23 protein-coding genes are annotated in these 26,660 nt (G+C 72.7%); 15 read left to right on the top strand and 8 right to left on the bottom strand.

The window, feature by feature from the left end:
* A partial coding sequence (locus ACFXAE_RS24295; RefSeq protein WP_384718382.1) for a DUF2795 domain-containing protein occupies positions 1–397 on the bottom strand: 397 nt, incomplete at its 3' end.
* Positions 398–557: 160 nt separating this feature from the next.
* Here ACFXAE_RS24295 and ACFXAE_RS24290 point away from each other — a divergent pair.
* The 4 genes from ACFXAE_RS24290 to ACFXAE_RS24275 all read left to right on the top strand — a co-directional run bounded on the left by ACFXAE_RS24290 (position 558) and on the right by ACFXAE_RS24275 (position 3,941).
* Complete coding sequence (locus ACFXAE_RS24290) at positions 558–698, top strand: hypothetical protein (protein ID WP_384718380.1); 141 nt, start codon at positions 558–560, stop codon at positions 696–698.
* 154 nt (positions 699–852) lie between these two features.
* Positions 853–1,650, top strand: a complete 798-nt coding sequence (locus tag ACFXAE_RS24285) for an RNA polymerase sigma factor SigF (RefSeq protein ID WP_384718378.1) — start codon at positions 853–855, stop codon at positions 1,648–1,650.
* Positions 1,651–1,788: 138 nt separating this feature from the next.
* Entirely contained in the window at positions 1,789–2,496 is a 708-nt protein-coding gene (locus ACFXAE_RS24280) for a hypothetical protein (protein ID WP_384718376.1), read from the top strand.
* A 197-nt stretch (positions 2,497–2,693) separates the two neighbouring features.
* Positions 2,694–3,941 (top strand): aminotransferase class I/II-fold pyridoxal phosphate-dependent enzyme, encoded by a 1,248-nt coding sequence (locus ACFXAE_RS24275; protein ID WP_384718374.1) that lies wholly within the window; start codon positions 2,694–2,696, stop codon positions 3,939–3,941.
* Positions 3,942–4,051: 110 nt separating this feature from the next.
* Here ACFXAE_RS24275 and ACFXAE_RS24270 read toward each other — a convergent pair whose 3' ends face one another.
* Together ACFXAE_RS24270 and ACFXAE_RS24265 are read right to left on the bottom strand one after the other, a co-directional pair.
* The gene (locus ACFXAE_RS24270) at positions 4,052–4,684 is read right to left on the bottom strand and encodes a DedA family protein (RefSeq protein ID WP_384718390.1); all 633 of its coding nucleotides are present in this window, start codon (positions 4,682–4,684) and stop codon (positions 4,052–4,054) included.
* Between the two features lie 38 nt (positions 4,685–4,722).
* Entirely contained in the window at positions 4,723–5,496 is a 774-nt protein-coding gene (locus ACFXAE_RS24265; RefSeq protein WP_384718372.1) for an MBL fold metallo-hydrolase, read from the bottom strand.
* An 83-nt stretch (positions 5,497–5,579) separates the two neighbouring features.
* Between ACFXAE_RS24265 and ACFXAE_RS24260 the strand changes: the two genes are divergently transcribed.
* From ACFXAE_RS24260 to dnaK, 7 genes are all read left to right on the top strand, one after another.
* Positions 5,580–5,981 carry a hypothetical protein gene (locus ACFXAE_RS24260; protein ID WP_384718370.1) on the top strand — a complete coding sequence of 134 codons (402 nt, stop codon included), beginning with the start codon at positions 5,580–5,582 and terminating at the stop codon, positions 5,979–5,981.
* A 90-nt stretch (positions 5,982–6,071) separates the two neighbouring features.
* Positions 6,072–8,156 carry a phage holin family protein gene (locus tag ACFXAE_RS24255; protein WP_384718368.1) on the top strand — a complete coding sequence of 695 codons (2,085 nt, stop codon included), beginning with the start codon at positions 6,072–6,074 and terminating at the stop codon, positions 8,154–8,156.
* Positions 8,157–8,252: 96 nt separating this feature from the next.
* On the top strand, positions 8,253–9,314 hold the full coding sequence (locus tag ACFXAE_RS24250) for an ATP-binding protein (RefSeq protein WP_384718366.1): 1,062 nt from the start codon (positions 8,253–8,255) through the stop codon (positions 9,312–9,314).
* Positions 9,311–11,110 carry a hypothetical protein gene (locus tag ACFXAE_RS24245; RefSeq protein ID WP_384718364.1) on the top strand — a complete coding sequence of 600 codons (1,800 nt, stop codon included), beginning with the start codon at positions 9,311–9,313 and terminating at the stop codon, positions 11,108–11,110. Before ACFXAE_RS24250 ends, ACFXAE_RS24245 begins: the two co-directional genes overlap by 4 nt.
* A 98-nt stretch (positions 11,111–11,208) precedes the next feature.
* Complete coding sequence (locus tag ACFXAE_RS24240; RefSeq protein ID WP_384718362.1) at positions 11,209–11,637, top strand: OsmC family protein; 429 nt, start codon at positions 11,209–11,211, stop codon at positions 11,635–11,637.
* Positions 11,638–11,714: 77 nt separating this feature from the next.
* Entirely contained in the window at positions 11,715–12,449 is a 735-nt protein-coding gene (locus tag ACFXAE_RS24235; RefSeq protein ID WP_384718360.1) for a glycerophosphodiester phosphodiesterase family protein, read from the top strand.
* An 86-nt stretch (positions 12,450–12,535) separates the two neighbouring features.
* Positions 12,536–14,410, top strand: a complete 1,875-nt coding sequence (gene dnaK, locus ACFXAE_RS24230) for a molecular chaperone DnaK (protein WP_384718358.1) — start codon at positions 12,536–12,538, stop codon at positions 14,408–14,410.
* Positions 14,411–14,429: 19 nt separating this feature from the next.
* Here dnaK and ACFXAE_RS24225 read toward each other — a convergent pair whose 3' ends face one another.
* Both ACFXAE_RS24225 and ACFXAE_RS24220 read right to left on the bottom strand, forming a co-directional pair.
* A complete protein-coding gene (locus tag ACFXAE_RS24225) occupies positions 14,430–15,245 on the bottom strand; it encodes an SAM-dependent methyltransferase (protein ID WP_384718356.1) in 816 nt (271 codons plus the stop codon).
* Between the two features lie 47 nt (positions 15,246–15,292).
* Entirely contained in the window at positions 15,293–16,156 is an 864-nt protein-coding gene (locus ACFXAE_RS24220) for a helix-turn-helix domain-containing protein (protein WP_384718354.1), read from the bottom strand.
* A gap of 222 nt (positions 16,157–16,378) precedes the next feature.
* On the opposite strand from ACFXAE_RS24220, the gene ACFXAE_RS24215 reads away from it, so the two are divergent.
* The gene (locus tag ACFXAE_RS24215) at positions 16,379–16,804 is read left to right on the top strand and encodes a hypothetical protein (RefSeq protein ID WP_384718352.1); all 426 of its coding nucleotides are present in this window, start codon (positions 16,379–16,381) and stop codon (positions 16,802–16,804) included.
* On the opposite strand, the gene ACFXAE_RS24210 is transcribed toward ACFXAE_RS24215, so the two are convergent.
* A complete protein-coding gene (locus tag ACFXAE_RS24210) occupies positions 16,786–17,601 on the bottom strand; it encodes a helix-turn-helix domain-containing protein (protein WP_384718350.1) in 816 nt (271 codons plus the stop codon). The genes ACFXAE_RS24215 and ACFXAE_RS24210 overlap by 19 nt on opposite strands.
* Before the next feature lie 126 nt (positions 17,602–17,727).
* On the opposite strand from ACFXAE_RS24210, the gene ACFXAE_RS24205 reads away from it, so the two are divergent.
* Genes ACFXAE_RS24205 through ACFXAE_RS24195 form a run of 3 tightly spaced genes read left to right on the top strand, consistent with a single transcriptional unit; the run spans position 17,728 to position 20,722 of the window.
* Positions 17,728–18,033, top strand: coding sequence for a 4a-hydroxytetrahydrobiopterin dehydratase (locus ACFXAE_RS24205; protein ID WP_384718348.1), 306 nt, complete (start codon positions 17,728–17,730; stop codon positions 18,031–18,033).
* A gap of 5 nt (positions 18,034–18,038) precedes the next feature.
* A complete protein-coding gene (locus ACFXAE_RS24200; RefSeq protein WP_384718346.1) occupies positions 18,039–18,812 on the top strand; it encodes a class I SAM-dependent methyltransferase in 774 nt (257 codons plus the stop codon).
* Positions 18,813–18,850: 38 nt separating this feature from the next.
* On the top strand, positions 18,851–20,722 hold the full coding sequence (locus tag ACFXAE_RS24195) for a rhamnogalacturonan lyase (RefSeq protein ID WP_384718344.1): 1,872 nt from the start codon (positions 18,851–18,853) through the stop codon (positions 20,720–20,722).
* A gap of 55 nt (positions 20,723–20,777) precedes the next feature.
* On the opposite strand, the gene ACFXAE_RS24190 is transcribed toward ACFXAE_RS24195, so the two are convergent.
* Positions 20,778–23,423, bottom strand: a complete 2,646-nt coding sequence (locus tag ACFXAE_RS24190; protein ID WP_384718342.1) for a cellulose binding domain-containing protein — start codon at positions 23,421–23,423, stop codon at positions 20,778–20,780.
* 142 nt (positions 23,424–23,565) lie between these two features.
* The gene (locus tag ACFXAE_RS24185) at positions 23,566–26,481 is read right to left on the bottom strand and encodes a glycoside hydrolase family 48 protein (RefSeq protein WP_384718340.1); all 2,916 of its coding nucleotides are present in this window, start codon (positions 26,479–26,481) and stop codon (positions 23,566–23,568) included.
* Between the last annotated feature and the right edge of the window lie 179 nt (positions 26,482–26,660).

Below are 26,660 nucleotides of genomic sequence, written 5' to 3'. Positions count from 1 at the left end.
CTCCTATCCCGGTCTCCGTCTCCCGGGACCGGGTCAGTGCCTCGGCCAGCTCCTGGACGCTGTTGTAGCTGGCCTGGCGCGGCAGCCGCTCCAACGCCTCGATGAGCGTGTCGGGCGCGTACCGCCGGTCCAGGACGCGCATCAGCTCGCGCGGACCCGCGGGGAACGCCCCGCGGCCCAGGATCCTGGCCAGTTCCAGCCGCACCGACTCCAGTGACGTCGGGCCACGGCCCGGCGTCACCGGGCCGTACGCGACCTCGGGGTCGTCGTCGGCGAACGGCTCCGGGTCGTGCCATTCCTCGGTACGGGTGGGGTGCCCGGACCGCAGCAGACCCTGCAGTTCGTGTTTCATCTCGTCGTCGCGGTGGACGCTGAGCCGGTCGCTGCCTCGCTGCATGTCTCCCTCCAGATCCTTCGGGATGCGCACCGCGTACCCGAGGAGCGGAGGGCGACACCGGGGTTCGGGTGCCGGATCGTCACGGCCCGGGGTTTGGCCGCCGAAGGGCGGGAGACCCGCATTCCCACGCCCCCCACGCGCCTCCTGGAAAGGACAGGCCATGGCGGTGCTCGCCGTGCTCATCCCGCCCCTCATGCTCGGCGTGATCCTGATGCTGGGCCGCTACGAGGAACTCCTGCTGCCGCCCGCACCGCCCGAGGCCGATCCGCCCGAAACCCGGCTGGGGAGTTTGGGGCGGTGAAGCGGGGGCAGGCGCGGGTCCAGTGCTTCGGACAGGAGGCATGTCCGTGGAGGCGGTGTCACGCCGCTCCGGGCGCACCTGTCCCCCGACCGGTGCGCTCGCCACGGTGACCGTCCGTCCCCGAGCACCCCCCCCGAGGGAGCTGCGACGCGCCATGCCGACCCGAGCGACCGGGAAACACCCGCACGACGACGCCCCCGACACCGCGGCCGCCTTCCACAGACTCGCCGTACTGCCCCCCGGCCCGGAGCGGGAAGCGCTCCGCGACGAGATCGTCGAGGCCTGGCTGCCCATGGCCGACCGCCTCGCCGGACGCTTCCGCAGCCGCGGCGAGAGCTTCGACGACCTGCGCCAGGTCGCCGCGCTCGGCCTGGTCAAGGCCGTCGACCGGTACGACCCCGAGCTCGGCAACGCGTTCGAGAGCTACGCCGTGCCGACCGTCACCGGCGAGATCAAACGGCACTTCCGCGACCACATGTGGACCCTGCACGTACCGCGCCGGGTCCAGGACCTGCGCAACCGCGTCCGGCACGCCTCCCAGGACCTGTCCCAGACCGTCTCCGGCCGTCGGCCGACCGTGGCCGAGATCGCCGAGCACACCGATCTGAGCGAGGAGGACGTCCGTACCGGACAGGAGGCGCTGGAGAGCTTCACCGCGCTGTCCCTGGACGCCGAGCTGCCCGGCAGCGAGGACGGCTACTCGCTCGGCGACGCACTCGGCGCACCCGACCCGGCGCTGGACACCGTGGTCGACCGCGAGGCCGTCAAGGGACGGCTGGCCGCGCTGCCCGAGCGGGAGCGGGCCATCCTCTACATGCGGTTCTTCGGTGACATGACGCAGAGCAGCATCGCCGAGGAGCTGGGCATCTCGCAGATGCACGTCTCCCGCCTGATCAGCCGCTGCTGCGGCCGGGTGCGGGAGCAGGTCATGCGGGACGTCGACGAGACGTAGCCGTCCTTCACCCGCACGGGTCAGTCCGGTCCCGCCAATGGTGTCCGGCGGCGAGCGGTGCGGCGGTGACGGGGCTGTGATGGCTGTGGGGCGTGACCGCACGCCGTGCCCCCGCCGTCGCTCGAAGGAGCCCGCACCATGCGCCGCACCGCCCGTTCCCTGTCCCTCGCCGCCGCCACCGGTGCCGCCCTCGCGGCGCTCGCACCGGCCGCGTTCGCGGGCACCGCTTCGGACGACGGGGCCTCCTGGGGCACCGCCTCCCACTCGCCCTGCCCGCGGCCGGAGGAACACGAGTGGGAACCGGATGCCCTCGAACCCGCCGGACCCGAGGCGGTCGTACCGAAGAGCACGGCCCTGGACGGACTCGACGCCGAACTCGATACCGGACCGGACGCCGAGTTCGATGCCGGATTCGATGCCGAGCTCGGTACCGATGCCGATGCCGATGCCGACGCCGGTACCGATGCCGACGCCGACGCCGGACCCGGCTTCGGGGCGGAGATCCCAGCTCCCCAGGAAAGCGACCCCGCCGACCCGGAGCTCGCCGATCCGGAGGCCGTCGAACCGAAGACCCCGAAGCCCAGGCCCACCGCCTCCAGGACCCCCGATCCCAGGCCCACCGCCTCCAGGCCCACCGCCTCCAAGACCCCCGACCCCAGGCCCACCGAGTCGAAAGGCACCCCCTGCCCCACCGCCCCCGCGCACCAGGGCGTCCACGCCGGCGCGGGCGGCGCCTTCACCGACTCCGTGCCCGCGCTGGCCGCCGGCGGGCTGCTGATCGCGGGCGCGTTCGGCGCCGCCGCGCACCGCGTGTACCGGGACCGCGCCACCCGCGCGGACGGCTGACGCAGGCCGCCCCCACGTGTGAACAGCACGATCCACCCGGTACCCATGGCACGCGGCACGCTGGGTACTGACTGGCTTGGGCCTGTCGTCAACTCCCCGTCCGCCCGCCTTCCGGGCGGACGGCGGGGATGTGACGACAGGACCTGGAACACGAGTCGGCGCCGGGCACGACGCCGGGGAACCGCGCGGAGGTAGGGATGCGGCGGACGGATCCGGAAGGTCACGGCCCCGTCCGGTTCGGGCCGGTGCTCCCCGAGGACGGGTTGCCCGTCCTGCCCGAGCTGTCCGCCGTACTCGCCGCCGCGGCCTCCCGCGGCGGCGCCGACCCGGTCGGCGGCGGGCCCGCCCTGCTGGACGCGGCCTGCGGCTACGGCGACCGGCGCGGACTGCCCGCCGCCCCCGACCGGGTGGCCGTCGCCCCCGGCGCCCCCGCCCTGCTGGTGGCGCTGACCGCCGCCCTCGGCGGCGACGTCCTGGTGCCCCGGCCCTGTGCCGCCTGGTGGGCCCCCTACGCCCGCCTGCTCGGCCGTCCCGTCTTCCACGTGCCGGCCCCGGCCGAGAGCGGCGGCGTCCCCGACCCGTACGCCCTGCTGGAGACCGTGCGCCGACTGCGGGCCGAGGGCGGCGACCCACGCCTGCTGGTGCTCTCCGTCGCCGACGACCCCACCGCCGGCGTCGTCCCGCCCGAGCTGCTGCACGAGACCCTGGAGGCCGCCGTCGGCGAAGGGCTGCACCTGGTCAGCGACGAGACCTGGCGCGACACCCTGCACGACCCGCACGACACCGTGCTGCTCAGCCCCGCCGAGATGCTGCCCGACCGGGTCACCGTCGTCACCGACCTGGCCGGCGCCCTGCTCCCGCCGGGCTGGCCGGCGGCGGTGGCCCGCTTCCCGGCGGGTGAGGACGGGAACGCGCTCCACGCGCGCGTGCTCGACGTGCTCACCGCGCTCGACGCGCGCGTCGCCTCCCCCGTCGCCGCCGCGGCGGCGTACGCGCTGTCCGAGCCCGAACCGGTCACCGCGCGCGTCGCCGCCGCCGTACGCCTGCACGCGCGCGTGGCCGCCGCCGCGCACCGGGCCGTCGTCGCCGCGGGCGCCCTCGCCCTGCCTCCCCGCTGCGGCCGGCACCTGTATGCCGACCTCACCCCCCTGGCCCCCGCGCTCGGCGCGCACGGCGTCGGTGACGCCCAGGAACTGGAGGACTTCCTCACCGTCCGGCTCGGCATGCCCGCACCGGGCGGCCACCGCTTCGGCGACGATCTCGAGGCACCGCGCGTACGGCTGTCCACCGCCCCCCTGCTGGGCGACACCGCCGAACTGCGCGCGGAGGGCCTGAGTTCACCCGCGCCCCTGGAACTGCCGCAGGTGCGAAGCGCGTTGGCCCGGCTGACAACGGTCTTCGACGATCTCCGTGACGAGGCCCGGCGACGGGAGTCCCCTCGATGACGCGGCGTCCCGGGTCGACCATGAGAACGGCCGCCCCCGAACCCGGTGTCCGGGAAGCCGACGACCCGACCGCCCGGTACCCGCCACCGGCCGCACGCCGCCCCCGCACCTCACCCCGCAGCCGTCCCCCGCATCCGCCGCCACAGGCCCGGGCCCACGCTGATCAGCACCGCCAGCACGATCGCCGCCAGCACGCCCTGCCACGGCTCGTCGAACAGCGAACCGCCGAGGACCCCGATCAGCTGGTACGTCGCCGCCCAGGCCAGACAGGCCGGTAGATTGCCCCGCACGAAGCGCCGCACCGGCCACTTCGCGACCAGACAGGCCAGCATCACCGGCAGCCGCCCGGCCGGGACCAGCCGGGACAGCACCAGCACCGCCACCCCGTGGTCGGCCAGCTTCCGCTGCGCCTGCGCCAGCCGGTCCTCCGGGGCGCGTTCCCGGATCGCCTCCAGCCAGCGGGAGCCGTTCTTCGACCTCATCCCGCGCCGCCCCAGCCAGTACAGCGCGATGTCCCCGAGGAACGCCGCCAGTGACGCCGTCACGAACACCAGCGCCATCGAGAACGGCGCCGCCCGGTGGAAGGCGACCACGGCCGCCGAACTGACCAGCGCGCCCGTCGGCACCACCGGCACCAGCGCCCCGATCAGCACCAGCAGGAACAGCGAGGGATAGCCGACGGCCTGCTGGGTGAACTCGGGTGCCACGGCGGGCAGGGCCGCAGGCGCGGCCACCGACGACAGCGACGCGCCGGCCGCCTGGCCCGGGGCGGCGGGAAGGATCACCGCGCGGCCTCCAGGCGCACGCGCTCCCCGTGCCCCAGCCGGTGCACCGATGCGCCGGGCGCGTGCCGGGCCGCCTGCCGCTCGAACTCGTGCCCCGGCGCGTGGAACTCGTGCGGGCGCACGGCATCCATCCCGATCGGCCAGTACGTGCCGTAGTGCACCGGTACCGCGCTGGACGCCCCCAGCCGGGCCAGCGCCTCGGCCGCGCGCGCCGCGTCCAGATGGCCCTCGCCCAGGTACGGTCCCCAGCCGCCCACCGGGAGCAGCGCCACGTCGACCGGCCCGACCTCCTTGGCCATCTCGTCGAACAGGCCGGTGTCCCCGGCGAAGTACGTCCGTGCCTCGCCCTCCAGGACATAGCCGAGGGCGGGGGAGCGGTGCGGCCCGACCGGCAGCCGCCGCCCGTCGTGCCGCGCGGGCACGGCCCGTACGACCAGTCCGCCGACCGTCGTCACATCACCGGGCGCCACCTCGCTCACGCCGAGGTGCGTGAGCCGGCGCAGCCCCGGCACCGCGCGTTGTGCGCCCCGGGGCACGAGCAGGCGCGTACCCGGGGCGAGCCGGGCCAGCGACGGCACGTGCAGATGGTCGGCGTGCAGGTGGGAGACCAGGGCCACGTCCGCGTGCCGGGCCTCGGCCGGCGGCACCGCACCGCGCCGGCGCCGCAGATGCGCGAGCCGGCGGGCGAACAGGGGGTCGGTGAGCACACGGGTGCGCGAGTCCTCGACCGTGCAGGTGGCGTGACCCCACCACGTGACCTCCACCGGCACCTTCGCGCCTCCCTCGTGCGACTCCCCGAAGCCTACGCGCAGGAGTAGGGTCGGCGGCGAAAACCGGAGGTGAGGGGGGTGCCATGGGGCCGGTGCGGGTGACGGCGATCGCGAGTCTGACGCCGCTGGAGGAACTGGACGCCGATCCCTTCCTGGTGGATTCCCGCGGCCAGCACGCCATGTGCGCCCGCTGGGCCGCCGAGCACGGCCATGTGGTGGCCCGGGAACTCCTCGTACGGGGACTGCGTCCCGATCACTGCGTGCTGTGGGACGGAGTGCGGCCCGGGGCCGATCTGTTCGTGGCGCCCAGTCTGCGGGTACTGGAACGTGCGCTGTCCTCCGTGGAGGAGTTCACCGAGGAGTGCGCGCGGCGCGGGGTGCGGGTGGAGACGGTTGGCCGCGCCGAACCGTCGTACGACGCGGCGATGAAGGCCCGGGTGCACCGGCGGCTGTCGCTGCCGACGGCCGGGTACGACGGCCGCTGAGCCGCCGGCGGCCCGCGCGGCAGGGGACGAAACGCCTCGTCCGGCCGTTGTGACAGGGTGGAGAGGGCCAGGTCGGCCGGGACGTGAGGTGTGCGGGGCGTGGGTGGCGAGCGGTGGCGACGGGTCGCCAGTCAGATCGGTCGGAGTGTCGCCGTGTGGGCGGTCTCCACGCTCACCATGCTGCTGCTCGCCGGCATCCTGCCCGACTTCCGGCTGCGCTCGGCCGACGGCGACAGCGCCACGGACATCGCGGTCACCGCCGCTTTCGGCGCCGGCGCCTTCGGTCTGCTCTCCGCCCTGGTCTGGCCGCTGCTGGTACGTCTGCTGCTGCTCGTGCCGGCGCTCGTCCTCGGCCTGCTGGTGTTCTTCCTCAACGGCGCCCTGCTGTGGCTGGCCCTGCACGTCACACCGGTCGAACGCGGCGCCGCCGCCCCGGAGACGGCGGTCGTGGTCGCCGCCGTGATGTCCGCCGTCGCCTCCGCCACCGGGGCCGCCCTCGCCGTACGCGACGACGAGGCCTACCGCCGCCGCCTCTACCGCCTCGCCGACCGCAGACGGGGCTCCGCCCCGCCCTGCCCCACCACCCCCGGCACCGTCTTCCTGCAACTCGACGGCGTCGGCCACGACATACTGCTGGCCGCCGTCGACAAGGGACTGATGCCCACCGTCGCCCGCTGGCTCGGCACCGGCACCGGCGGCGACCACCCCTCCCACCGCCTCACCCCCTGGCGCACCGACTGGTCCAGCCAGACCGGCGCCAGCCAGCTCGGCATCCTGCACGGCAGCAACCACGACGTCCCCGCCTTCCGCTGGTACGAGAAGGCCCGCCGCGAGGTCATGGTCTGCAACCGGCCCACCAGCGCCGCCGAACTCCAGGCCCGCGCCATCGAGTACTCCGGCCACGCCGGACTGCTGGCGCACGACGGCGCCAGCCGCGGCAACCTGTTCGGCGGCGGCGCCGACGAACAGGCCCTGGTGCTCTCCATCGCCACCCGCCGCCGCGGCCCGGCGGCCCGCTCCCGCGCGGGCTACTTCGCGTACTTCTCCGACCCCGCCAACGCCGTGCGCACCGCGCTGTCCTTCGTCGCCGAGGTGGGCCGGGAGATCGGCCAGTCCACCCGGGCCCGGCTGCGGGAGCAGCGCCCGCGCGTCTCGCGCGGCGGGCTCTACCCGTTCGTACGGGCCTTCGCGACCGTCGTCGAACGGGACGTCGTGGTGGCCGCCGTGACGGGCGACCTGCTGGCCGGCCGCACCGCCGTCTACGCGGACCTGGTGGCCTACGACGAGGTCGCCCACCACTCCGGGCCCGCGAGCCGGGACACCGAGAAGGTCCTCCAGCGCCTCGACCGCGCCCTCGCCCTGATCGAGAACGTCGCCGAGCACGCCCCCCGCCCCTACCGGATCGTCGTCCTGTCCGACCACGGGCAGAGCCCCGGCGAGACCTTCCGCTCCCGCTACGGGCTCACCCTCGGCGACCTGGTGCGGGCCGGCTGCGGACTGCCCGTGCCGCGCCGCGCCGGGCGCACCCGCAGCGGCGCCGAGGCCCGTGCGGCGGTCCGCGCGGCGCTGCGCATCCCCGTCGAGGAGGGCACCGGGCACTACCGCCCCTCCCGCGGCTCCGAACCCGTCGTGCTCGCCTCCGGCAACCTGGGCCTGGTCTCCTTCCCGGACGTGCCGCACCGGATGACCAAGGAGGAGATCGACGCCCGCCACCCCGCGCTCCTTGCGACCCTCGCCAACCACCCCGGCATCGGCTTCCTCCTCGTCCGCAGCGAACGCCACGGCGGGGTCGTCCTCGGCGCGTACGGCGCTCAGATCCCGCTGGACGAGCTGGACGACAACCCCGGCCCGCTGGCCGCGTTCGGCCCCGGCGCCGCCGACGTCGTGCGCCGCACCCACACCTTCCCGCACACCGCCGACATCATGGTCAACTCCTTCCACGACCCCGCCGACGGCGAGGTCCTCGCCTTCGAGGAGCAGATCGGCTCCCACGGCGGCCTCGGCGGCGCCCAGTCCCGCCCCTTCCTGCTGTCCCCGCTCGCGCTGTCCGCGCCCGTCCACGGCGGAGCGGACCTCGCCGGCGCCGAACAGATCCACCAGGTGCTGCGCCGCTGGCTGACCGAGTCGGACGAGGCGGACGTGCCGACGGAGCCGGACCGGGAACGCGCGGCCTGACCGCACCGCCGGGCGCCGGAAATTCGGCTGCGTGAGCGATCGCCGCGGCCCACACTGGGCGTGTCCACTCCTTCCTCACCCCCCTGGAGTCGCTGCGTGCAGGCAGCCGTCACCGTCACCCCCGCCCGCATCCCGGAGCTGCTGCTCGGTCTCGCGACCGTGCGGCCGGTGTTCCTCTGGGGCGCGCCCGGCATCGGAAAGTCCTCCCTGGTCAGGGAGTTCGCCGAGTCACTGGGGCTGGAGTGCGTGAGCCTGCTGGGCACCCAGCTCGCCCCCGAGGACCTCATCGGCGTCCCGCAGATCCGGGACGGCCGCTCGGTGTTCTGCCCGCCGGAGGCGATCGCCCGTGACGAGCCGTACTGCCTGTTCCTGGACGAGCTCAACGCGGCCACCCCGGACGTGCAGAAGGCGTTCTACTCGCTGATCCTGGACCGCCGCATCGGCGACTACGAGCTGCCCAAGGGCTCCATCGTCATCGGCGCCGGAAACCGCGCCACCGACAACGCGCTCGCCCGCCCCATCGCCTCCGCGCTCGTCAACCGCCTCACCCACGTCCACCTGGAGGCGTCCCCGAAGGACTGGCTGGTGTGGGCGGGGAACAACGGCATCCACCCGTGGATCACCGACCACCTCACCGACCGCCCCGACCACCTGTGGTCCAAGCCGCCGAAGACCGAGGAGCCGTTCTCCACCCCCCGCTCCTGGCACATGCTCTCCGACGCGCTGCACTCCTTCGGCCGCGACCTCGACGAGGAGACCCTGAAGGTGCTCGCGCACGGCACGCTCACCCCCGCGCACGCCACCGCCTTCTGCGGCTACGTCAAGATCGTGCGCAGCCGCTTCGGCATCGACGCCGTCATCAAGGGCGAGGCCCGCTGGCCGCACCGCCTGGAGGACCGCGACCTGCTCTACTACCTCGCCGAGTCGTTCCGCGGACGCCTCGTCAAGGAACTCCCGGCGACCAAGGAGCACATGTCGGCGAACGGCCGGCAGACCGCGTACCGCGCCAAGTCGCTGCTGGTGCAGCTCGCCGAGATCTCCGTCGAGGTCGCCCAGACCGTCATCGCCTCCGACGGCGACGGCAACCCGGTCCTGCCCTCCTGGTTCCTCGTCGAGGCGGCCCGCGACATGCCCCGGCTGGTGGAGGCGCGCCGGTGAGCCGCGCCCGCACGAAGGGACCGAAGAAGCGCGACCTCGCGCAGGAGGCGTTCGACGCGGGACTGCAACTGGTGCGGGCCAACCCGGCGCTGGCAGCCGTCGAGTTCGACGTCTGCCGCCGGGAGAACTGCGAGCTCGCACCCCGGGAGGGACTGGTGCGGGTGGACTCCGAGGCCGTCCTGCACGCCCACCCGGACCGTATGGCCGACCCGGACGCCTGGGCCTGGGCCCTCGCGCACGCCGTCCTCCACCTCGGCTTCGGCCATGTCCCGGCCGCCAAGGGCACGCGCGAGCAGCCGGACCACTGCGAGCTCGCCGCCCGCTGCGTGGTCGTCAACCGCTTCCTGCTCGGCTTCCCCATCGGCACGGCGCCCGACCACCTGCCCGCCGCCTACCCCGACGGCGACGAGGAGCGGCTCGCCGCCCGCTGGCGCCGGGACGGCGTCCCGGCCGTGTACGAGCGCTGCGGCACGGCGGCCGGCGAGGCGGACCTGTTCCTCCAGGAGTGGCACGGCTGGTACGGGCAGCCGCCGGACCACCAGCTGGCGTTCGCCACCGCCCTCACCCGCACGGTGTCCGCAGCGATGGACATGGCGGGCGGCCGCCGCGACAGCCTGGACGGCAAGCCGGCCCCACGACGCCCCTGGGAGCGGGCGCTGAGCTGGTTCGTCTCCTCCTACCCCCTGCTCGGCGGGATCGCCTCCGGCATCACCCTCGTCGCCGACGCCGAACTCGCCCGCGCCCACGGCATCTCCGTCGCCGCCGTCAACGCCGAGGCCGGCGAGATCTACGTCAACCCGCTGCGGCGGTTCGACGACGAGGAATGGCGGTTCGTCCTCGCGCACGAGATGCTGCACGCCGCCCTGCGCCACGGCGACCGCTGCGGCGGCCGCGACCCGTACCTGTTCAACGTCGCCTGCGACTACGTCATCAACGGCTGGCTGGAGGAGATGCGGGTCGGCACCATGCCCGAGGGCCTGCTATACGACAAGGAGCTCGCCGGCCTGTCCGCCGAGGAGGTCTACGACCGGATCGCCGTCGACCTCCGGCGGATGCGCCGGCTGGCCACCCTGCGCGGCAAGGGGCTCGGCGACGTCCTCGGCGCCCCGCTCGGTCCGCCCCGGGACTGCGTCGACCTCGACGGCTTCTACCGCCGGGGTCTCGCCCGGGGCCTGGACCTGCACGATCAGCAGGAGCGCGGTTTCCTGCCCGCCGGCCTGGTCCAGGAGATCCGCGCGCTCAGCCACCCGCCGGTGCCCTGGGACGCCCGCCTCGCCCGCTGGTTCGACGAGTTCGTGCCGAGCCCCGAGCCGCTCCGGTCGTACGCGCGTCCCTCCCGGCGCCAGGCGTCCACCCCCGACATCCCCCGCGCCGGGCGCTATTTCCCGCCCGAGGAGATCGCCCGCTGCACCTTCGGCGTCGTCCTGGACACCTCCGGCTCCATGGACCGCGTCCTGCTCGGCAAGGCGCTCGGCGCCATCGCCTCCTACGCCGAGGCCCGCGACGTACCGGCCGCCCGCGTGGTGTTCTGCGACGCGGCACCGCACGACGCCGGCTATGTGCCGGTCACCGAGATCGCCGGGCGGGTGCGGGTGCACGGCCGGGGCGGCACCGTCCTGCAGCCCGGCATCGATTTCCTCCAGCGCGCCGACGACTTCCCGCCCGCCGCGCCGGTCCTGGTCATCACCGACGGCTGGTGCGACGTGCTGCGGGTCCGGCGCGAGCACGCCTATCTGATCCCGCAGGGCGCGCGGCTGCCGTTCACCGCGAGGGGGCCCGTCTTCCGGGTGAGTTGAGCCGTGATGTGATCGGATGGGGGCGGGCATCCGGTGATCCGGGCGCCCGGACCGAGCACCGCCGGACACCCGGCCGGACATTTTCGAAAGGATGCGTCATGGCAGCCACGCGCTCCGCACACACCGTTTGGGAAGGCAGTCTCTTCAAGGGCAGCGGGGTCGTCGCCTTCGACTCCTCCGGCAGCATCGCCGAGCAGCCGGTCACCTGGGCGTCGCGGGCCGAGGAGGCGAACGGGAAGACCAGCCCGGAGGAGCTGATCGCCGCCGCGCACTCCAGCTGCTTCTCGATGGCCCTCTCCAACGGTCTCGACAAGGCCGGCACCCCGCCGACCAGGCTGACCACCTCCGCCGACGTCACCTTCGTGCCCGGTGAGGGCATCACCGGCATCCACCTCACCGTCGAGGGTGCCGTCCCCGGCCTGGACGAGGCCGGTTTCGTCGCCGCCGCCGAGGACGCCAAGGTGAACTGCCCCGTCAGCCAGGCCCTGAAGGGCACGGACATCACCCTGACGGCGAAGCTCGCCTGACCCGCTCGCCGTACCACCGCAGGCCGCCCCCTTCCGGGGCGGCCTGCGGCACGTCCCCTCCCGGAGAGCCGACCGCCATGACGCCACGCCCCGCCGTCTCCGCCCACCGGGGAGGTTCCGAGCGCGCCGCCCCGGCGACCTGGGAGGCGTACGAGGACGCGCTCGCCTCCGGCGCGGAGTACGCCGAGTTGGACGTACGGCGCACGGCGGACGGGGTCTTCGTCGTCCACCACGACGCCCGCGTACACCGCACCGGCCCGTCGCTGTCCACGCTCACCCACGCCGAGCTGAACGAGCGCGCCGGGTACCCGGTGCCCGTCGTGGACGAGGTCATGGAGCTGGTCGCCGGGAAGCTCGTCGCCCATCTGGACCTCAAGGAGACCGGCCACGAGCGGGAGCTGATCGACCGCGCGGTCGCCCTGCTCGGCGAGGACGGACTCGTCGCCACCACCCTCGAGGACCGCTCCGTCGCCGCCATCACCGCCGCCCGTCCGCGGGTGCGCACCGTGCTGTCCCTCGGCCGGGACGGCAAGGACATCGCCCGGGGCCGGCTGGTGCGGACCCGGATCGGTGAACTGCTGCCCATGCGCCGCGTCCGCGCCTGCGGCGCCCACGGCGTCGCCGTGCACTGGCGGCTGGCCCGCGCCACCGTACTGCGCGAGGCGGCGCGCGGCGGACTGTTCACCATGGTGTGGACGGTCAACGAGGACGCGGCGCTGCGCGGCTTCCTCGGCGATCCGCGTGTGGACGTGCTGATCACCGACCGGCCCCGGCGTGCCGTGGTCCTGCGGGACGCGGAACCCCCTTGTTGACAACCACCCGCTCAACCTATTGACAACAGGCCGCTCAAGTTTTGTGCTGGAAGTCCGGAGAGGTGCCCTGGCGGAAGGGGACAGCGATGGGACGTGCGGTCGGAATCGACCTGGGAACCACGAACTCGGTGGTGGCCGTGCTGGAGGGCGGTGAGCCCACCGTCATCGCCAACGCGGAGGGCGCCCGCACCACCCCCTCGGTGGTGGCCTTCGCCAAGAACGGCGAGGTGCTGGTCGGCGAGGTCGCCAAACGGCAGGCCGTGACGAACGTCGAACGCACCGCCCGCTCGGTCAAGCGGTACATGGGCGACGCGCACTGGCGGTTCCCCGGGCAGGGCTCCGTCGACGGCACCCGCTACACGGCGCAGGAACTGTCCGCCAGGGTGCTGCAGAAGCTGCGCCGGGACGCCGAGTCCTACCTCGGCGAGGACGTCACCGACGCGGTGATCACCGTACCGGCGTACTTCGACGACACCCAGCGGCAGGCCACCAAGGAGGCCGGGGAGATCGCCGGCCTGAAGGTGCTGAGGATCATCAACGAGCCCACGGCGGCGGCCCTGGCGTACGGCCTGGACAAGGAGAACGACCAGACCGTCCTCGTCTTCGACCTGGGCGGCGGCACCTTCGACGTGTCGCTGCTCGACATGGGCGAGGGCGTCATCGAGGTGAAGGCCACCAACGGCGACACCCACCTCGGCGGCGACGACTGGGACCAGCGCGTCGTGGAGTACCTCGCCAAACGCTTCAAGGGGCAGTACGGCGTCGACCTGGCGCAGGACAAGATGGCCGTGCAGCGGCTGCGGGAGGCCGCCGAGAAGGCGAAGATCGAGCTGTCCTCGTCCACCGAGACCTCGATCAACCTGCCCTACGTCACGGCCTCCGCCGAAGGACCCCTGCACCTCGACGAGAAGCTCACCCGCGCCCAGTTCCAGGAACTCACCGAGGACCTCCTCGAGCGCTGCAAGAAGCCCTTCCACCAGGCCGTCAAGGACGCCGGCGTGCAGCTCTCCGCGATCGACCACGTCATCCTGGTCGGCGGCTCCACCCGGATGCCCGCCGTCACCGACCTGGTCCGCGAACTCACCGGCAAGGAGCCGCACAAGGGCGTCAACCCCGACGAGGTCGTGGCCCTCGGCGCCGCCCTCCAGGCGGGCGTCCTCCGCGGCGACGTCAAGGACGTACTCCTCCTCGACGTCACCCCGCTGTCCCTGGGCATCGAGACCAAGGGCGGCCTCATGACCAGGCTGATCGAACGCAACACCACGATCCCCACCCGGCGTTCGGAGATCTTCACCACCGCCACCGACAACCAGCCCTCGGTCGGCATCCAGGTCTACCAGGGCGAACGCGAGATCGCCGCGTACAACAAGAAGCTCGGCGTCTTCGACCTCACCGGCCTGCCCCCGGCCCCGCGCGGCGTCCCGCAGATCGAGGTGGCCTTCGACATCGACGCCAACGGCATCATGCACGTCTCTGCCAAGGACCTCGCCACCGGCCGCGAACAGAAGATGACCGTCACCGGCGGCTCGGCCCTCCCCAAGGACGACATCGACCGCATGATGCGCGACGCCGAGAGTTACGCCGAGGAGGACCGCAACCGCCGCGAGGCCGCCGAGACCCGCAACCAGGCCGAACAACTCGTCTACCAGACCGAGCGGTTCCTGCGGGACAACAGCGACAAGGTGCCCGGCGAGACCAAGGCCGAGGTCGAGTCGGCCGCCACGGAGGTGAAGCGGCTGCTGGAACAGCAGTCCTCCGACACCGCCGGGCTGCGCGCCGCCGTCGAGAAACTCGCCTCCGTCAGCCAGAAGATGGGCCAGGCGATGTACGCGCAGGCCCAGCAGACCCCCGCGGAGGGCACCGGACAGCACACCCCGCCGCAGGACGACGACGGCGTCGTCGACGCGGAGATCGTCGACGACGACAAGGACACCGGCCGGCGGGAGGACGGCGCGGCCTGACCGCCGTACGCCGCACCGGTCAGGGCTTGCGGGCGACCCCCGCGTACACCGGCACGATGCCCTCCGCCTGCGCCGCCACGTCCTCCGCCTCCGGACGCCACCCGTGCACCGGGATCACCCCCGGACCCAGCAGTTCGAGGCCGGTGAAGAAGCGTGAGAACGCGGCCAGCGAGCGTGGGTGGAAGGGCGTACCGCCGCGCCGGAAGTGCTCCGCCGCCTGCCCGACGGCGTCGGGGCTCAGATCGGGCGTGACCTGGGAGAGGATCAGAAAGCTGCCCGGCGCCAGCGCGGCCGTGTACCGCTGGAGCAGGCCGTACACGTCGTCGCCGTCCGGATCGTCGTCCAGGTAGTGGGTCAGCGCGACCAGCGACAGCGCCACGGGCCGGCCGAGGTCCAGCGACTCGGCGGCCCGGTGCAGCAGCGTGTCCGCGTCCCGCACATCGGCGTGCACGTACCGCGTGCTGCCCTCGGCGGTGCCGTGCAGCAGGGCCTCGGCGTGCCGCAGCACGATCGGGTCGTTGTCCGCGTACACCACGCGGGACTCCGCGGCGACGCCCTGCGCCACCTGGTGCAGATTGGGTTCCGTGGGGATGCCCGTGCCGATGTCCAGGAACTGGCGTGTCCCCGCCTCGGCGACGGTGCGCACGGCCCGGTGCATGAACCGGCGGTTGGCCCGCGCCCCGCGTAACACCGTGCCGTCCGACGCGAGGATCCTGCGCGCCAGTTCCTCGTCGACCGGGTAGTTGTCCTTGCCGCCGAGCCACCAGTCGTAGACCCGGGCCGGATGCGGCCGGCTGGTGTCGATGCGGGCGGGCGGGGTGTCGGATCCGGTCATGGGCGGTCTTCTCCTCATGGGCGCGAAGGCGTGCTCGGGCGCGCGGTTCAGTAGTGCTCGCGGCACTCCCGCAGCAGTTTCTCGGTGCGCTGTGTCGAGGCCGCCCGCGCCGTCATGTGGTCCAGGACCTCCAGATGCGCCGACACCTCCTTGCGGGAGTCCAGGTACAGGGCGCCGGTCAGATACTCGGTGAACACCATGTCCGGCAGCTCCGGCTCGGCGAACCGGAACAGCGAGAACGGCGCGTACGTCCCCGGGTGCGGGCCGTCCGCGAACTCGGCGATCTGCAGCGTGATCCGGTCCCGCGCGGACCACTCCAGGAGCTTGTCGAGCTGCTCGCGCATCACCCGGCCGTCGAGGCTCACCGGACGGCGCAGCACCGTCTCCTCCATCAGCACCCACAGGTGCGGCGGGTCGGGGCGCTCCAGCAGCCGCTGGCGCTCCATGCGCAGCGCCACGTGCCGCTCGACCGCTCCGGGACCGATGTTCCCGATCGTCCCGGCCTCCAGCACGGCACGCGCGTACCCCTCGGTCTGCAGCAGTCCCGGCACGAAGTGCGGCTCGTAGGAGCGGATGATACGGGCGGCGCCCTCCAGGCTCACGTACATGCTGAACCACTCGGGCAGCACGTCGCCGTACCGCTGCCACCAGCCCGGCCGGTTCGCCTCCTCGGCGAGCTCGACGAACGCGGCGGACTCGCCCTCGGGCACCCCGTAGGCGCTCAGCAGCAGCTGGACGTACGGGATCTTCAGCGCGACCTCGGCGGTCTCCATCCGCCGTACGGTCGCGGGCGCCACCCGCAGGACGCGGGCGGCCTCCTCCCGTGAGAGGTCCGCCGCCTCCCTCAGTTCCTGCAGCCGCCTTCCCAGGACCACCTGGCCCACGGTGGGTGCGGCCCGCCGCTCACTCACGCCACGCCTCCCCAACGCGCCCGGGCATGCGCCCAGTCTGCCATGTTCCTCCGACACTCTCACGAGCCGCAGGTGACCGCCCTGTTTCGCTGGTCCTCGCCGCATTACCCGGCAGGTAATCGACCGGGTTCGGTCCGCGGGGGATCGTGGGCGCACCGGGTTCCGGGCCGGCGCACTCCGGCCCGGGACCCGGCCACCGATCCCGACGGAGGATGATGCGTCATGTCCACGACCCAGCTCGCCGTGCTCGCCCGGACCGTGGAGCCGCAGCGGATGCTGCGCCGCTTCCTGGCCCTCGACGCCGTGGTGACCGGCGCCAACGCGCTCGCCTACCTCGCCCTTTCGGGACCGCTCGGCCGGTTCCTCGGGGCCGGTTCCGGCCTGCTGCTCGGGATCGGCGCGTTCCTCGCCGCGTACGCGGCCGGCGTGGGCCTGCTGGCCGCCCGGCCGCACCCGCCGGCGTTCGGCGTGCGGATCGTCGTCGAGGCCAACCTCGCCTGGACGGCGGTGAGTCTCGCCGCCCTCGCGCTGTGGCTCACCCCGACCGCGGCGGGCGCGGTGTGGACGGTCCTCCAGGCGCTCACCGTGGCGGGCTTCGCCCTGCTCCAGCACATGTCCCTGAAGGAGCGTCAGCTAAGCCAGGTCTGAAGGTACTTGGCCGTCGCCGGGTCCGCCGGGAGCAGTGTCTCCACGGCCAGCTCGGCGACGGTCACGTCCATGGGCGTGTTGAACGTGGAGATCGACGACACGAACGACAGCGTCCGCCCCTCGTGCTCGATCAGCATCGGCAGCGCGAAGTACGCCACCGGCTCGGCCGGTTCCTCCTGGCCGGCGGTGTCCGGTACGGGGAACGCCGCCACCTCGTCGTACAGCGCCCGCAGCCGCTCCGAGCGGTGCAGGGCGATCTGCCGCCGCATCTGCTCCAGCAGGTGCCCGCGCCACTCCCGCAGATTCCGGATCCGCGGCGCGAGACCCCGCGGGTGCAGGGTGAGCCGGACCGCGTTCAGCGGCGGCGTCAGCAGGGACTCCGGGACGCCGCCGAACAGCGCCATGACCCCCCGGTTGGCCGCCACGACGTCGTACATCGCGTCCACCACCAGCGCCGGATACGGCTCGAAGCCGCCGATCAGCCGCTCGATGCCCGCGCGCACCACCTCCAGCGCGGGGTCGTCCAGCGGGGTCTCCGGGTAGTGGGGCGCGTAACCGGCCGCCAGCAGCAGCGCGTTGCGCTCCCGCACGGGTACGTCCAGGTGCTCGGCCAGCCGCAGCACCATCTCCTGGCTGGGCCGGGAACGGCCGGTCTCGATGAAGCTGATGTGCCGGGCGGAGGAATCGGCGCGCAGGGCCAGCTCCAGCTGGCTGACCCGCCGCTGCTCCCGCCAGGCGCGCAGCAGCGGGCCCACGCCCTCGGTGCGGGAAGCGGTACCGGACGTGACAGTGGTCATGTCAGGACGGTAATCGAGAAACGGCCGTACCGGGGAGCCGCCCCGTCTCCGACCGGGCCCCGGGGGGTCTTCTGTGACAGCCTGGGAGTCCCGCACGAGACCCGCACCGGCGAAGGAGCGCAGCCCATGCCCGTCGAACCGCTGTCGCAGAAGGAGATCGAGGACCGGCTGGCCGAACTGCCGGGCTGGTCGCTCGACGGTGACCGGCTCACCCGCTCCTACCGGCTCGGCTCGCACGTCGCGGCGACCGCGATGGTCGTCCACATCGCCCAGGTGCAGGAGGAGCTCGACCACCACTCCGACCTCACCCTCGGCTACGACACCGTGGCCCTGTCCGTGCACACCCACAGCGCGGGCGGCGTCGTCACCGAGAAGGACCTCGAGCTCGCCCGCAGGGTGGAGGACCTGGCGCCCGCACACGGTGCACACTGAGGCGCGTGCTGGACTACGACGAGGAAGCGGAACGGTACGACGCCTCACGCGGCGGTGAACCGCGGGCGGCGGCCGCCGCCGACGCCGTGCTGGGCCTCGTACCGGGCCGTGCGCGGGACCTGCTGGACGTGGCGTGCGGCACCGGCATCGTGACCCGGCGGCTGGCCGCCGCCCGCGCCGGTCTGCGGGTGACGGGCGCCGACCTCTCCCGGGCGATGACCCGGACGGCCGTCGCCCGCCTGCCGGGCGCAGTGGTCCGCGCCGACAGCCGCCGGCTGCCCTTCGGCGACGCCCGGTTCGACGCCGTGGTCAGCGTGTGGCTGCTGCACCTGATGTCAGGACCCGAGGACGTACGGGCGGTCGTCGCCGAGTGCGCCCGTGTGCTGCGGCCCGGCGGGGTGTACGTCACCACCGTCCACAAGGGCGCCTCGCACAACGTCGGCAGCGACATCGACGCGATCCTCGCCGCCCGCCCGCGCAGCCCGGTCCCCGACGCCCCCGACGCCGTCGGGGCCTGCGCCGCCGCGCACGGTCTGCTCCCCGCGGGGGAGGCCCGCTTCCGGGGCCACGGGCAGGGCCGCAGTCCTCGCCGCACCATCGCCGACCTGCGACGCGGCTGGTTCGTCACCCTGCCGCCCGGTGAACCCCTCGCCGAGGAGTTCGCCGCCCGCCTGGCCGCACTCCCCGACCAGGACCGGCCCCGCCCCGACCCCGTGTTCGCTCTCCGCGCGTACCGGAAGCGGGAGGACGGCAACCTGGAGCGCCCCGGCGGCGACTGAGGGACGGAACCCATCCGTCCTCCCAGGAGGTCCGCCCCGTGACCCACCCCCACAGGCACCGCAGACGCCGTGTCGTCCTGCCCGCGGCGCTCGCCGCGGCCGCGCTGGCCGGCGCCGGTCTGACCGCGCTGTCGGACGCGCCCGCCGAGGCCGCCACCGCACGGCAGGTCGAGAAGCTGGACCGCGGCGTCGTCAGCGTCCACACCGGCAGCGGCAACCTGGTCGGCTGGCGCTGGCTCGGCACCGACCCGGACGACGTCGCCTTCAACGTCTACCGGGCCGGAACCAAGGTCAACTCCACTCCGATCACCGGCTCCACCACCTACTTCCACTCCGGCGCGCCCTCCCACGCCGACTACACCGTCCGCGCGGTGGTGAACGGCACCGAGCAGGGCGACTCGGTGCACGCCGTCCAGTTCCGCACCGGCTACAAGGACGTGCCGATCAGCCCGCCGGCCGGCGGCACCACCCCCGACGGCGTCTCCTACACCTACGAGGCCAACGACGCCTCCGTCGGCGACCTCGACGGCGACGGCGCCCTCGACATCGTGCTCAAGTGGCAGCCCACCAACGCCAAGGACAACTCCCAGTCCGGCTACACCGGCAACACGATCGTCGACGGCGTCAAACTCGACGGCACCCGGCTGTGGCGCGTCGACCTGGGCCGCAACATCCGCTCCGGCGCCCACTACACGCAGTTCCAGGTGTACGACTACGACGGCGACGGCAAGGCCGAGGTCGCCATGAAGACCGCCGACGGCACCAAGGACGGCACCGGGACGGTCATCGGCAGCTCCTCCGCCGACCACCGCAACTCCAGCGGGTACGTCCTGACCGGCCCCGAGTTCCTGACGATGTTCAACGGGCAGACCGGCAGGGCGATGGGCACCGTCGACTACGTCCCGGCCCGCGGCACGGTCTCCTCCTGGGGCGACTCCTACGGCAACCGCGTCGACCGCTTCCTCGCCGGCACCGCGTACCTGGACGGCGCCCGCCCCTCCCTGATCATGGCCCGCGGCTACTACACGCGCACGGTCGTCGCGGCCTGGGACTGGCGGGACGGCCGGTTCACCCGCCGCTGGACCTTCGACACCAACTCCTCCAGCAACAGCGGCAAGGGGTACGACGGCCAGGGCTCCCACGCCCTCTCCGTCGGTGACGTCGACAACGACGGCCGGGACGAGATCGTCTACGGCTCGATGGCCGTCGACGACAACGGCAACGCCCTGTGGACGGCCAGGACCGGCCACGGCGACGCCCAGCACCTCGGCGACCTCGACCCGTCGACCTCCGGCCTGGAGTACTACAAGGTCTCCGAGTCAACGAGCCAGCCCGCCGCGCTGTACATCAACCCCGCGAACGGCGCCGTTCGCTGGAAGCTGGGAGCCTGCTGCGACAACGGCCGCGGGGTCGCGGCGGACGTCTGGTCGGGCAACTCCGGGCCGGAGATGTGGTCCTCCTCCGACAGCTCCGTCCGGGACGAGGGCGGCGCCACCAAGGGCCGCAAGCCCTCCTCCGCCAACTTCCTCTCCTGGTGGGACGGCGACCCGGTGCGCGAACTCCTCGACGGCACCCGCATCGACAAGTACGGCACGTCCTCCGACACCCGCCTGCTGACCGGTTCGGGCGTGGCGTCGAACAACGGCACCAAGGCCACCCCGGTCCTGTCCGGTGACATCCTGGGCGACTGGCGCGAGGAGGTCGTCTGGCGCACCGGCGACAACAAGAACCTGCGCATCTACTCCACCCCCCACGACACGGACCGCAGGATCACCACCCTCCTCCACGACACCCTGTACCGCACGTCCCTGGCCTGGCAGAACACGGCCTACAACCAGCCCCCGCACACCGGCTTCTTCATCGGCGCCGACATGCCCACCCCGCCCAGGCCCACGGTCTTCACCCCCTGAGCGAACGCGCCCCGGCCCCCCCGCACCGAGTGCGGGCGGGCCGGGGCGCACCGGGTCACCTCACCGTGCAGGTCTCCCCGCCCAGTGTGAAGGCCGTGGGCTCGGTGTTGGCCGCCGATCTGCTCGCTGTGAAGCCGAAGGCCGCCGACGAGCCCGCCGCCACCGTGCCGTTCCAGCCGGTGTCGCGGACCGTCACCGCCGCACCCGACTGGATGTGGGACCCGTTCCAGAGCTGGGAGATCTTCTGGCCGTCCGCGAAGGACCAGGTCAGTGACCAGCCTTTCCAGGGGGCCGAGCCCGTGTTGGTCAGCCGGACGTCGGCCTGGAAGCCGTCGTTCCACTGGTTGGTGATCGTGTAGGTCACCTCGCAGGCGCCGGCCGGGTCCGGGTCCGTACCGCCGCCGGTGTCCGACGTGTCGCCGTAGACGACGCCGCGGCCGTTGGTCGCCACGTACACGCGGCCGTAGACCCGCGGGTCACCGGTGATGGCCGCGCCCGTCCAACCCCACTGGTGGGCGTCGTCGTTGACGCGGGTCCAGGTCGAGCCCCTGTCCGTGGAGCGGAAGATGCCGCGTACGCCGTCGATCTCCGCGCTGGTGAAGAGGGTCTGGTACGAGGCGCCCGGCGCCGCCTTGCCGAAGCCGACGGTGTCGGCCTCGTCGACGTCCGGCAGCTTGGTGAAGGTCGCGCCCGAGTCGGTGGAGTGCCACAGGCCGTACGGCCCGTCGCTCGCCCCGCCCGCCAGCCAGACCTCGCCCTTCGCACCCGGGAGCGCCTTGAAGCGCACGCTGTCACCGGCCGGGAGCCCCGTCGCGGACGAGGCCGTGAACGTCGCGCCGCCGTCCGTACTGACGTAGAACTTCCCGGACTTGAAGCCGTAGAACGTCTTCGGGTCCACCCGGTCGGACTCGACGACCGCCCCCGCCGGGATGCCGCTCGACGCCGACCAGGACGTGCCGAACCCGGTCGCGTGGTGCACGCCCGCGCCCTGCGGGCTCCACACGAACCGGCTGCCGTCGGCCGCCGCGGCGACCGTGCCGCCGCCGCTCACGCCCGAAGGGTCCGTCCCCGCGAACCAGTTGGCGCCGTTGTCGGTCGAGAACGCGATGTGCGGGCCGGAGTCCAGGTTGCCGGCCCGCACCACCGTGCTCGGGTTCGACTCGGCGAAGTCCAGACTCGTCGTCGACGTGAAGTTCGGCTGGGTGAACATCATCGGCGGCACCTTGGTCAGGTCCGTGTGCCGGAAGCCGCCGACGTCACCGAGCGCGCTGATCAGCGGGGCGCCCGACGGGGGAGAGATCAGGTCGTTGACGGCCGTCTCCTCCAGGCCCCGCACCATCGGGGTGATGGTGAACGACGTGTCGTCGTCCCAGTTCGTCAGGTTCTCCGTGCCGTAGACCGTCGCGCCCGTCCCGTACATCATCCGGTCGGAGTCGAACGGGTCGATCTCCAGCGCCTCCGTCATCCAGCCCAGCTTCGGCGTCTGCTCCGGCGGCGACGGGTTCGCGCCCCAGGTCAGCCACGGCGACGACGAGACGTCCATCGTGTAGCGGTTCTCGCGGTTCGGGTAGGAGGTGTAGCTCCACGCCTGCGTCCACGTGCCGCCGCTGTCCGTCGAGCGGAAGATCTGCGTGTCCGGCCACCAGGAGCTGTACGCCGTCGCCATCACCGTGCCCGGGTTCTGCCGGTCCACGGTCAGGCCGCTGAAGCCGTAGTAGGTGTCGGCCTCCGCCACCGGACTGATGTCCGTCCAGGTGCCGGTCGCCGTCGCGTACCGGTACAGCCGGCCCTTGCCGCCGTCGTACGGGCCGCCGGTGTCGCTGTAGGCCAGGTACAGGTAGCCGTTCTCGGCGTCGAGGACGCCCTTGTGCGCCAGGTAGCCCGTCGGCTGCCCGGCGATCCGCTGCCAGGTCGCGCCCGCGTCCGTCGAACGGTAGACCGCGTTCTCCTTGTCGGCGACCCCGACGTAGACCGTCCTCGTCGCCGTCCCCGCGCTGCCCGTCGACTCGTCGAAGGTGACCCAGGTGATGCCCTGGTTGTCGGACGCGTACCCGGACGTGTCACTCGGGTCCTGCGCGTAGTTCCCGGGGTTGGGGAACGCCGTCACCTCGGACCAGGTGGCGCCCGCGTCGGTCGACCGCCAGAGCCCGTGGCCGCTGGGCGCGCCCAGGTACAGCACGTCGTTGTCGTGGGGGTCGACCGCCAGCCGTTCCCCCATGCCCCGTCCCGGCATGTTCCCGCCCAGCTTGAACGGCAGGTCCGCCTTCTTCCAGCTCGCGCCCCGGTCCGTGGAGCGCAGCACCGCGCCGTTGCCCGGGTCCCAGTCGTTGGTGTACGTGCCGACCGCCGCGTACACCCGGTCGGGGTCGGCGGAGTCGGAGGCGAGGCTCACCACACCGGTGTGCCCCCAGTCGTCCCAGCCGACCGAGTCCAGCAGCGGCGTCCAGGTCTTCGTCGGCTCCTGCCAGCGGTAGGCGCCGCCGATGTCGGTACGGGCGTAGGCCAGGTCCTTCTCACCGCGGTTGAAGACGATGCCGGGCACGAAGCCACCGCCGTCGATGCGCGCGTTCTTCCAGGTGTAGGTGTCGGCGGCGAGCGTGGTGGCCGGCTCCGGTGCGCCGGCGGCCAGGGCGGGCGGGCCGCCCGCGAGCAGACCGGCCGCCAGCGCGAGCACGGCCGTGAGGACACGGGTTCTTCGCACGGAGGTTCCTTCCTCTTGGGGGGAGGGGGAGTGGGGAGAGCGTGCGAGGACCGGGCGGCCACCCCGTGCGCGAGGAGACCGCCCGGCCGTGTGTGGCCCCGGCGTCAGGAACCGGGGCCGGTCCGCGGAGCGTCGGCGGGGGCTATTCGAGAAGCTCCGCGTACGAGCCCATGGCCAGGGCGATGTCGGCCTGGGCCCAGAACCGGTGGTACGTGAAGGTGGGCGCGGCGCCGCCCGCCAGATAGGACTCGATCTTCGACCACGCCGGGTCGTCCTGGTAGAAGGACCGGATCGACTCGAACGTCGACGACGAGTTGATCGCGTCGCCGTTCGGCATGGTGCCGCTCCAGCCGTTCGGGACGTGGACGGGGTCGTCGAAGCGGTTGTAGTCGGCGCGGGTCTCCGGGACGGCGATGCCGAGCGCGTCCTGGTTGTTCTCCCACATGCCGTCCAGGAGCGCCTTCGCCGTGGCCGCCGCCTCCGTGTCACCGGAGCGGTCGGCGTAGTACGTCAGCGTCTTGGCGTACGCCGCGGCCACACCGACGTCGTTGGTGTAGTCGGCGACGGTGACGTGCAGCCCGCTGTTGGCGCCGGGCGAGGACGCGTTCCAGGTGTCGGGCTTGCCCGACCACTGCAGCGTCGACGGGATCCGGAAGGAGCCGTCCGGGTTGACCGTGGTCTCCGACAGCGCCCAGTCGACCCACTTGTCGAGGACCGACTTGGCGAGCGCGTTGCCGGTCTGCTGGTACAGCTCGGCGACCCGCTCCATCGACCACGCCTGGAAGCCGAACCACTGGTTGGACGGCGGGTCGTGGTAGACCGGCTTCTCGTCGTAGTGCATGCCGTAGAAGGTCGGCGTGCCGGACGGCGGGGTCGTGTACCGGCCCGCCCAGCTGTTGGTCGCGCCGCCCGCGATGCCGCCCTCGTCGGACTGCAGCCAGCGGTAGAACTCCAGTTGCCGCTGCATCGACTTGGCCCAGTCGCCCGCGCCCGTCGCCGACTTCGGCTTCAGCGGCGCGTACTCGCTCAGCGCGTACGCGGCGAGCGGGTTCTGGTAGCCGCCGTGCGCGTGGCTGGAGCCGATGCGCCAGGCCCAGCCCGCCGAGGAGTCGGTGGCACCGCCCCAGGCGTAGTACCAGGACAGCAGGTAGTGCGAGGCGTCCTTGCCGGTGCCGGCCGGGCAGGACGGACTGGTGCAGTTGCCGATCTTCTTGAAGTACTTGTCGAACATGGCGTAGCGCAGGTAGTCACCCATCTTCGCGGCCTTGGCGACCGTCGCGGAGACCTCGGACCCCTTGCCCTGGTCCTTGGCCCACAGGTCCGCCCAGTACGCGGCCTGCACGGCCCGCGCGTCGGCGTCCGGGGCGTTGGTGAACTTCCACTGCTTGGCGTACGAGGCGTCCTTGGTGAACAGGTCCAGGTAGCCGTTCTTCCCGCCGTACTTGAAGGCGTCGCAGGTGGGCTGCGGGACGGTTTCCCACACCGACTCCTGCGGGCCGCGCTGGAAGGTGTTGATGTACGACGGTCCGGTGTCCGCCGGACCCGCCTCGCACTTGCCGGGCGAGTTGCCGTAGCCGTACACGTTGTCGACGTCCTGGATCCAGTGCATGCCGTAGACGTCGTCCGTGCCGTAGGCGGACTTCAGCTCGGCCGCGATCGGGTCGGGGCCGACCGAGACGCCCGTGTCCAGTGCGGACGGGTACTCGTTCGGGGTGTCGTGCTCGGGTGCGTACGTCGCCGGCTTCGAGGCGTTGTAGAAGGAGTTCGTGGACTGGTCGGCGTGGGTCGGGATCATGAACTTCTCCATGATGTCCCAGGCCCCGTTGAACTTCGACCAGTCACCGGTCACCTTGCCGTACATCGCCTGGAGCCACAGCAGGTAGCTGTACGCCTCCGAGGTGGTCTCGTGGCCGTGGTCCGGCGCCTCGACGATCAGTGTCTCGACCGAGTGGTACGGGATGCCCTCCGGCGAGAAGTAGCCGTTCGCCGGGTCGGTGATCTTCCCGTACAGCTCCAGGAAACGCGCGTCGTACGCCTTCTCCGCGCCCAGTTGCGTCACCGTGACCGCCGCCTTGGCGTGGCCCGGCGCCGAGGACTCGAAGACCGCCGTGCCGCTGCCCGAGGAGTCGGCGGCGATCGTCACCTTCTGCGCGGTGTTCCAGTTCGAGGGCGTGAAGGTGAGCGAGGCGCCACCGGAGACCGAGAGCCCCGAGTTGCCGCTCGCACGGGCCGTCGTGACGGTCACGTTCGTGCTCGGCTGCTTGGACAGCTTCACCTCGTACGTGCCCGACTCGCCCTGCTGGACGCCGAGTTGGGACGGCGTGGCCACCACGGCGGGACCCGAGGCGACCGTGATGCCGACCGGGGTGGAACTCGCGGAGGCGCCCATGCTGTCGTACGCCTTCGCCACCAGTGAATGACTGCCCACGGTCAAACCGCCGACGGAGAGCGCGAAGGGCGCGCTGCTGTCCGAGCCCAGCAGTTCGGTGTCGTCGTAGAACTCCACCTTGGTGACGGTGGCCTGGTCGGCCGCCGCCGCGGTGGCGGCGAGCGGGACCGTCTCGCCCTGCGTGTAGACGGCGCCGGCCTCGGGGCTGGTCAGCACGGTGATCGGCGGCTGGTGGGCGCCGGCGCAGGTGGTGCCGTTGATCGCGAAGGACGTGGGGGCGGCGTTGCTGCCGCTGTAGGTGAACTGGCCGCCGGTCGTGACGGCGGCGCCGGCGGCGATCCGGGCGTTGTACCCGGCGTCCTTCACGGTCACGGTCTTTCCGGACTGCGACCAGCTGCCGTTCCAGCCGTTCGTGAGCTTCTGATTGCCGGCGTAGTCGTACGTCAGGGTCCAGCCGTCGATGGCGTCCGCACCGCGGTTGGTGAGGGTCAGCTCCGCGGTGAATCCGGAGCCCCAGTCGTTCGCCTTGTAGTCGACGCTGCACTGGACAGCCGCCGCCTGGGCGGGGGTCGAGCCGGTCGAGAGCATCGTCAGCGGAAGCGCGAGAGCAGCCGCGACGGCGGTCAGCAACCGCCGTAAGCCTCTGCGTCTCCTGGGTGGGGGATGCATGGTGCTGGTTCCTCCTGCGACTCGGACATGTCAAGCCTTGAACCAGTGGGAGCGCTCCCATAGTGAGGACGGGGTAGGGAGCGGTCAAGCCTTGGGGCGAATCGAAAACATTCGACGCCCCGAGCTGAGGGAAAGTCAGCGGTCCCCCTGTTCTTTGCCGTCACTTGGCGCTAGCTTCA

This window comes from Streptomyces sp. NPDC059454 (genome assembly GCF_042749965.1).
Lineage (GTDB): Bacteria > Actinomycetota > Actinomycetes > Streptomycetales > Streptomycetaceae > Streptomyces.
This window is presented reverse-complemented; position numbering and strand designations above follow the sequence as displayed.